A 266-nucleotide genomic window follows, 5' to 3' on the forward strand; every position below is an offset into this window, starting at 1 on the left:
TTGATTTAGTGCATTTTGATATGGAAAAAATTCTAAAAATGAATCACTCCAAATAACTGTATCTTGTTCTACATTTTTAGCTCTGTTAAGCAATTCTTCGTATGAGTCATAATATTTTTCAAAAATTCTGAGCAGCAAGTCATATTCTTTTTCTATCGCTTTGTACTCTATTTTTTTCATGTAATCACCCTCTCACGCCCTAAGCCTGTATATAATCAAAGATCATGGCCAACCGTCCATAGGGCTGCTAATAGGCAACCCTATGG

General features: G+C 34.2%; 1 protein-coding gene. It reads right to left on the reverse strand.

From position 1 onward, the window contains the following. Positions 1–180: hypothetical protein (locus tag BBG47_RS28700; RefSeq protein ID WP_139070860.1), on the reverse strand; the 180-nt coding region annotated here is incomplete at its 3' end. Between the last annotated feature and the right edge of the window lie 86 nt (positions 181–266).

The organism is Paenibacillus sp. KS1, from assembly GCF_001680695.1.
Taxonomy (GTDB): domain Bacteria; phylum Bacillota; class Bacilli; order Paenibacillales; family Paenibacillaceae; genus Paenibacillus_B; species Paenibacillus_B suaedae.